The organism is Streptomyces sp. SM1, from assembly GCF_002910825.1.
Lineage (GTDB): Bacteria > Actinomycetota > Actinomycetes > Streptomycetales > Streptomycetaceae > Streptomyces > Streptomyces okerensis.
On sequence record NZ_NEUB01000612.1, the window covers coordinates 1 to 7,397 of the forward strand.

7 protein-coding genes and 1 pseudogene are annotated in these 7,397 nt (G+C 72.1%); 3 read left to right on the forward strand and 5 right to left on the reverse strand.

The window, feature by feature from the left end; all coding sequences use genetic code 11:
• Positions 1-489: 489 nt before the first annotated feature.
• On the reverse strand, positions 490-1,242 hold the full coding sequence (locus tag B9S61_RS15290) for a TetR/AcrR family transcriptional regulator (RefSeq protein WP_103542759.1): 753 nt from the start codon (positions 1,240-1,242) through the stop codon (positions 490-492).
• 312 nt (positions 1,243-1,554) lie between these two features.
• Here B9S61_RS15290 and B9S61_RS15295 point away from each other — a divergent pair, with 312 nt between their 5' ends.
• Positions 1,555-2,004, forward strand: a complete 450-nt coding sequence (locus B9S61_RS15295) for a nitroreductase family deazaflavin-dependent oxidoreductase (protein ID WP_103542760.1) — start codon at positions 1,555-1,557, stop codon at positions 2,002-2,004.
• On the opposite strand, the gene B9S61_RS15300 is transcribed toward B9S61_RS15295, so the two are convergent.
• Complete coding sequence (locus B9S61_RS15300) at positions 1,988-3,226, reverse strand: geranylgeranyl reductase family protein (RefSeq protein ID WP_103542761.1); 1,239 nt, start codon at positions 3,224-3,226, stop codon at positions 1,988-1,990. The genes B9S61_RS15295 and B9S61_RS15300 overlap by 17 nt on opposite strands.
• Before the next feature lie 193 nt (positions 3,227-3,419).
• On the opposite strand from B9S61_RS15300, the gene B9S61_RS15305 reads away from it, so the two are divergent.
• Complete coding sequence (locus B9S61_RS15305; RefSeq protein WP_103542762.1) at positions 3,420-4,781, forward strand: dipeptidase; 1,362 nt, start codon at positions 3,420-3,422, stop codon at positions 4,779-4,781.
• A gap of 73 nt (positions 4,782-4,854) precedes the next feature.
• Complete coding sequence (locus B9S61_RS15310; protein ID WP_103542763.1) at positions 4,855-5,616, forward strand: MBL fold metallo-hydrolase; 762 nt, start codon at positions 4,855-4,857, stop codon at positions 5,614-5,616.
• Positions 5,617-5,735: 119 nt separating this feature from the next.
• On the opposite strand, the gene B9S61_RS15315 is transcribed toward B9S61_RS15310, so the two are convergent.
• The 3 genes and pseudogenes from B9S61_RS15315 to B9S61_RS42335 form a co-directional block, all read right to left on the reverse strand.
• Positions 5,736-6,776, reverse strand: coding sequence for an NUDIX hydrolase (locus tag B9S61_RS15315; RefSeq protein WP_103542764.1), 1,041 nt, complete (start codon positions 6,774-6,776; stop codon positions 5,736-5,738).
• Between the two features lie 145 nt (positions 6,777-6,921).
• Positions 6,922-7,128: a hypothetical protein gene (locus B9S61_RS15320; RefSeq protein WP_103542765.1), complete on the reverse strand. Its 207-nt coding sequence runs from the start codon at positions 7,126-7,128 to the stop codon at positions 6,922-6,924.
• A 104-nt stretch (positions 7,129-7,232) separates the two neighbouring features.
• A pseudogene (locus B9S61_RS42335) lies at positions 7,233-7,397 on the reverse strand (ROK family protein); the annotation flags it as partial.

A 7,397-nucleotide genomic window follows, 5' to 3' on the forward strand; every position in this document is an offset into this window, starting at 1 on the left:
CCTCCGGACGACTTCACCATCGGCTTATACGTCCGGTCTCTTGCCCGATGCCAGGCGTGGTCAGACGGGTCTCTCCTGTTCCGGCCCAGACTGTGCACACGTGCCGCCCCCCATACCCCGGGAGAACCCCGAAGGCTGACCCCGGAACAGGGCCCTCGGGACGTGGCCTTCGCCCGGACATGAGGGGCTCGGCTTCTCCGCTGTACGTGTGACGAGGCTGCAAGGTTCGCTTCACGCTACGGCCCGCGTGCTTGCTCCCTCCAAAGAGGCACTCGACATCCCGCTCAGCCCGCCGCGTCTCCACGACGGACCGGGACCTGCTACCGGGCACTCCGGTGTCTACCCGGACGGGACTTCCACCCGCGAGCCTGGACCAGCTTTCAGGACGCAACATGCCGCCACGCTAGACGCCGGGCGCCCCGGGCGACGTCAGCCCGGCGTGGTGATCACACCTACTCCCGGCGCCGTACGTCCGACCGCCCGGCCTCCTTACGACGGCCGGGCAGCGGGCCGGCCGGCGGATCCGGCCCGGCCGGCCGCGGGGCCCTGCTGCGGATACACCAGACCCACGGTGTGCGCGAGTTGCCTCACCGCATGGCGGAAGAAGATGTCGCGGTCCTCGACGACCCTGTTGAACTGCCCGAACACCTCGAACCCGATCAGGCCGAACAGCTGGGCCCAGGTGGCCAGCATCGTCGCCACCACCTCGGGCGGCAGGTCGGGGGCGACGGTGGCGGCCATGCGCACGGCCTCGGGCCTCAGTTCGTCGGGCAGCACGGGTCTGGCGAGACCGAGCCCCTGATGCGCGTCGCGGAGGATGCCGATGGCGACCATGGCGCCCCGGGCGGCGGGCGGGACGGTCGTGGCGGGCGCGGTGTAGCCGGGCACCGGTGTTCCGTAGATCAGGGCGTACTCGTGCGGGTGCTCGAGCGCCCATCCGCGCAGGCGCTCGCAGACGGTGGTCCAGCGCTCGATCGGCCCGGCGTCGGCGGCCGCGTCGCGGGCCGCTTCGGCCGCCTCGCCGATGGAGTCGTAGGCGTCGATGATGAGAGCGGTCAGCAGGTCGTCGCGGTTCGGGAAGTAGCGGTAGATCGCGGAGGAGGCCATGCCCAGCTCACGGGCCACGGCACGCAGCGAAAGCTTGGCGGCGCCCTCGTTCGCGAGCTGTCTGCGGGCTTCCTCCTTGATGGCCGCGGTGACTTCGATCCTGGCCCGGGCGCGGGCCCCGTGTGTGCTGCTCATGGGGTGCAGTGTCGCATGAAAGCAGAGCACTGCACACAAACGCGAGCACCGAACGCGTTTGCGAGCAGCGGACATGTTCGTGAGCACTGCTCTTGCTTTGGAGCACCGATCTCAGGCAGACTGACGGCGACAAGCGAGAGCAGTGCTCACATCGGCGAGCAGCGCTCTCGAAACGGGTCACCGCTCTCGCCACGGATCAGCACTCCCGTGCCGGATCGGTGCTCACCAACGGCGTCAACGCTCACGAACCGGATCAGCGCTCGCCCGAGCGAGCACCACTCACCCACCCGCCACCACCCCACGGGGGTCCTCATGTCCACACACGTCAAGAAGCCCGGCTGGCTGACCGTCAACGTGCTCAACCGTCTCGTCGCGGCGCTGACCCGACGCGGCCTCAGCGTCTGGGGTTCCCGCGTCCTCGCCGTCCGCGGCCGCAAGAGCGGCCAGTGGCGGACGACTCCGGTCAACCTCCTCACCGTCGACGGCCGGCGGTACCTCGTGGCACCGCGCGGCCACGTCCAGTGGACCCACAACATGCGCGCGGCGGGCGGCGGCGAGCTGCGCCTCGGCAAGAACGTCGAGGTCTTCACCGCCGAGGAGGTGGCCGACGACGACAAGCCGCCGCTGCTGCGCGCCTACCTCAAGCGGTGGAAGGCCGAGGTCGGGGTCTTCTTCAACGGCGTCGGCCCCGACTCCTCCGACGACGAACTGCGCCGCATCGCCCCCGACCACCCGGTCTTCGAGATCACGGGCGCGAGCTGACCTCGTCATCCGCCTGGCGCCGGTCCAGCGCCAGGAGGGCGCGGTGGGCCAGCGGGTGGGTACGGACCAGTTCACCGAGCGACGTCGACCCCTGGGTGATGTCCTTGAACGCCTTCCAGGCCGGGCGGAAGCCGGTGAGGACCGCGTGGAACACTCCGGGGCGCCGCTCGAACGCGGCCAGCATCCGCTTGCCGACACTCATCTCCACGCCGAGCCCCGCCTTGACGGCGAAGGCGTAGTTCAGCGCCTGGCGGCGCGCGTCCACGGCATCGTGGGCCTCGGCGATCCGCACCGCCCACTCCCCCGCCAGCCGGCCGGAGCGCAGCGCGAACGAGATGCCTTCGCGGGTCCACGGCTCCAGCAGTCCGGCCGCGTCCCCGCAGACCAGCACCCGGCCGCGCGACAGCGGCGAGTCGTCGGCACGGCACCGGGTCAGGTGCCCGGAGGAGATGCTCGGTTCGAAGCCGGCGAGACCGAGCCGCCCGATGAAGTCCTCCAAGTACCGCTTGGTCGCGGCGCCCTCGCCGCGCCGCGAGATCACCCCGACGGTCAGCGTGTCGCCCTTGGGGAAGACCCAGCCGTAACTGCCGGGCATGGGGCCCCAGTCGATGAGCACCCTCCCCTTCCAGTCCTCGGCGACGGTCTCCGGGACCGGGATCTCCGCCTCCAGGCCCAGGTCGACCTGGTCCAGCTTGACGCCGACGTGCGCTCCTATGCGGCCCGCGCTGCCGTCCGCGCCGACCACGGCCCGCGCCAGCACCGTCTCACCGCCCTGCAGTACGACGGCGACCGTGCGCCGGTCCGGCACGGCCGAGCCGTGCTGCTCCACCCGCTGCACGGCGACGCCGGTGCGCAGTTCGGCGCCCCCCTTCTGCGCGTGCTCCACGAGCTGCTGGTCGAACTCGGGCCGGTTGATCAGCCCGAACATCATCTGGCGGGAGCGCCGAGTACGGCTGAAACGGCCATTGTGGGAGAACGTCACCGCGTGCACCCGGTCCTTGAACGGAAGGTCGAAGCCGGGCGGGAGCGAGTCGCGTGAGGGGCCGATGATGCCGCCGCCGCACGTTTTGTAGCGTGGCAGCTCCGCCTTCTCCAGCACCAGCACACGCCGTCCCGCGACCGCCGCCGCGTAGGCGGCCGAGGCCCCCGCGGGTCCCGCGCCCACCACGATGACGTCCCACACCTGCCGCACGTCGTCCGCCGAAGAGTTCTCGCTGCTCACGATGGTCTACTGCTCCCGATTCAGCCGCCTGCCGCTGATGTCCTCCCGCATCCTACGGCGGCGGTCGTCTGGGGCCACTGTGGGAGGATCGGCGGCGTAAGTGCCCCGTACACGGGACCCTCACGCACACCGCACGATCATCTCGTACAAAGACGTACGCACGTACAACGTCGCACCCACAAGGAGCGTGCCCATGTCGTCGAATCCGGTCGCCGCGACCGTCGCCTCGCTGATGCCCAGGGCGAAGGAGGAGCTCACCGAGCTGGTGGCGTTCAAGTCGGTGGCAGACTTCGGCCAGTTCCCGCGCGCCGAGAGCGAGGGCGCGGCACGCTGGATCGCCGAAGCGCTCACCGCCGAGGGCTTCGAGGACGTGGCGCTGCTCGACACCCCGGACGGCACGCAGTCGGTGTACGGCTGCCTGCCCGGCCCCGAGGGTGCGAAGACCGTGCTGCTGTACGCGCACTACGACGTGCAGCCGCCACTGGACGAATCCGGGTGGACCACACCGCCCTTCGAACTGAGCGAACGTGACGGCCGCTGGTACGGACGCGGGACCGCCGATTGCAAGGGCGGCGTGATCATGCACCTGCTGGCGCTACGCGCGCTGAAGGCCGACGGCGGCGTCCCGGTGCACGTCAAGATGATCGTCGAGGGCTCGGAGGAGCAGGGCACCGGCGGCCTGGAGCGGTACGCGGAGGAGCACCCCGGCCTGCTGACGGCCGACGCCATCGTGATCGGCGACGCGGGCAACTTCCGTGCCGGTCTGCCGACGGTCACCTCGACACTGCGCGGCATGACGCTGGTCCGGGTGCGGATCGACACCCTCGAGGGCAATCTGCACTCCGGCCAGTTCGGCGGGGCCGCGCCGGACGCGCTGGCCGCGCTGGTGCGCGTACTGGACTCGCTGCGCGCCGAGGACGGCACGACGACCGTGGACGGGCTGACCGGTGACAGCGCGTGGGACGGACTGCAGTACGACGACGCGCAGTTCCGCGCGGACGCCAAGGTGCTCGACGGTGTGGAACTGATCGGTTCCGGCACGGTCGCCGACCGCATCTGGGCGCGTCCCGCGGTCACCGTGCTCGGCATCGACTGCCCGCCGGTGGTCGGCGCCACGCCGTCCGTGCAGGCGAGCGCCGGAGCGCTGATCAGTCTGCGGGTGCCGCCCGGCGTCGACGCGGCCGACGCGACGAAGCTCCTCCGGGCGCACCTGGAGGCGCATACGCCGTGGGGTGCGCGGGTGAGCAGCGAGCAGATCGGTCAGGGCCAGGCGTTCCGCGCGGACACCTCCAGCCCGGCCTACCGGGCCATGGCCGACGCGATGGCGGAGGCGTACCCGGGCCAGGAGATGAGTTACGCCGGCCAGGGCGGTTCGATCCCGCTGTGCAACACCCTCGCCGTCCTCTATCCGAAGGCGGAGATCCTGCTGATCGGGCTGAGCGAGCCGGAGGCCCGGATCCACGCGGTGAACGAGAGCGTGTCCCCGGACGAGTTGGAGCGGCTGTCGGTCACCGAGGCGCTGTTCCTGCGCAACTACGCGTCCGGCGCGAACTGACCCGGAGCGGTTCACCGCTCTGCTCACGGCAGAGTCCCCGTCCACGGCGGGGACTTCGCCCTACGGTCGTCCCATGGACGTCGTCGAACTCCTCCCCCGCCTTCATCTCCTGCGATTCCCGGTCGGCCAGGCATACCTCTGGCGCGACGGCCGGGAAGGGCACGAGGAGGAGCTGACCCTGGTGGACGCAGGCCCGGCGGGTGCCGGGCCGGCGATCGCCGAGGCCGTGACCGCGCTGGGCCTGCACCCGCGGGACGTGCGCCGCGTCGTGCTCACCCACTTCCACGAGGACCACGCGGGCGGGGCGGCCGAGGTGGCGGCGCTCACCGGTGCCGAGGTACTCGCCCACCGGCTGGACGCGCCCCATGTGCGCGGCGAGACTCCGGGCCCCGCGCCGGTGTTCGAGGACCGGGAGCGGCCGCTGCACGAGCGGGCGGCGCGGCTCCTTCCTCCGGGGGACTTCGAACGCCCGGCCAGGATCACCGAGTTGGCGGACGGTGACGTGCTCGACATGGGCGGCGGGGCACAGGTGGTGCACGTACCGGGGCACACGCACGGCAGTGTCGCGCTGCATCTGCCCCGGTACGGGGTGCTGTTCACCGGCGACACGGTGGCCGCCTCGCCCGTGGACGGCGCCGTGATGCCGGGCGTGTTCAACCTGGACCGGCCTCTGGTCCTCGCCGCCTGCCACCGGCTCGCCGCTCTCGACGCGGAGGTGGCCTGCTTCGGCCACGGTGACCCGGGGCTCGCGGGGACGGCGCGGGTGCTGCGTGCGATGGCGGATGCCGCGGATGCCGCCGGTGCGCCGCCGGGTGGCGGGCAGACGGCAGGCTGACGGGCGGCCCGGGGGTCGGTCCGTCCGGCAGGAGCCGCGAGCCGCAGCCGGTCGGGCGTCCGGCAGCGGCCGTCGGCCCGCACGGCCGACAGCGCGGGGTGGCCGCACGGGGCTCCCCGTCAGCCGACCGGTACTCCGGCCTCGAGGTACATCGCCTTCCCGCGTTCCCGCGCCCGCAGTGCCCTGCGCAGCCGTTCGTAGCGGACCGGCGGAAGCAGGTCCGCGGCCTCGGCCTCGGAGGCGAAGCGCCAGCCGCGCAGTTCCGGTCCGGGCAGCAGGAGCCGTCCGGTGTCCGCGGAGTCGAGGCGTCCGCCGTCGAAGAGCAGCCGCAGGCCGCCGAATCCGGGCGGTGCGGGCGGCTCCCAGTCGACGACGAGGAGCGCCGGTACGTCGTCGAGGCGGATCCCGGTCTCCTCGGCGACCTCGCGCATCCCGGCGCGCGCGGGCGCCTCACCGCGTTCGACCACTCCGCCCGGGAACTCCCAGCCCGCCTTGTAGGTCGGGTCGACGAGCAGCACCCGGTCCTGCTCGTCGAAGAGCAGGACCCCGGCGGCGACCGTCTCGGCGGTGGGCTCGGGCGTCTGCACGATGTCGCAGGCGGGGACGGCCCCGCTGCGGACCGCCTCGGCGATCCGCAGGGCCGTGTCGTACGGCGTCAGGTTCCCGCTGTCGACCGGATAGGCGTCCGCGGTGAGCCAGGCGGCGAGGGCCGCCTTGTACGGCTCGATGTGGTCGTACGCCCACTGCCGGACGCGTATCTCCCCGTCGGGAAGGTCCGCGGGAACACCGCGGGCGGCTATCCGCTCCCGCAGGATCGTTTCCGCCGGGGCGAGGAGGACATGGCTGACCGGTATCCGGCGGGCGGCGAGGCCCCCGAAGATCTCGTCGCGGTACTCCTGGCGCAGCAGGGTCATGGGGACCACGAGGGTCCCGCCGAGCTCGGCGAGCATCGCGGCCGCCGTGTCGATCACGAGTCGTCGCCAGATCGGGAGGTCCTGGAAGTCACCGACCTCGGCGAGGCGTTTGGGCGGCAGGAGTTTCTCCAGTGCTCCGCCGGTGACCTCCGGGTCGAAGAGCGTGCTGTTCGGGATCAGCTCGATCAGTTCACGCGCGGTGGTGCTCTTTCCCGCCCCGAACGCGCCGTTGATCCAGACGATCACGGTTCCCCCTCTTCTGTTGGCCCCCTGTGGCTTGCCCGCTCCACCCTGCCACGGAAACCAGCTCCAGTTGAGAACGCGTGACAGCGGTGCCGGTGCCCCTCCCGTCGAGGGGTACCGGCGCCGCGGGGCTCCGCGGTGGGTGCCGTCAGGCCTTGCCCTCCCGAACGACGTCCAGCTCGAGCGTGTTGTTCTCGCCGACGGTCCGGTCGAGGGTGCTGAGCGTGCCGACGTCGAGACCGCCGAGGGCGGTGTCCCCGAGGGCGGCGTCACCGAGCGCGTGGGACGGCGTGACCGCCGCGACGACGAAACCGGTGGCGAGGGAGGCGATGGCGAGCATGCTGCGCTTCTTCATACCCGGCTCAACTGTGCGGACCGCCCCGGGGTCACGCCCCGCTTCCCGGATCGGGCCACACCGTCCGTTTCCCGGATCGGGTCCGCCGTCCGGGTCACGCCGTCTCACACACCCGCGACCGCGGCGTCCGTCCGGCCGGCCAGGGCCGCCGCCGCGGCGCCCACCAGGCCGGCGTCGGTGCCCATCTGCGCCGGGGTCACCGCGAGGCGCTGGACGAAGGAGAGGGTGGCGTACTCGGTGAGTGCCTTGCGCAGGGGCGCGAAGAGCAC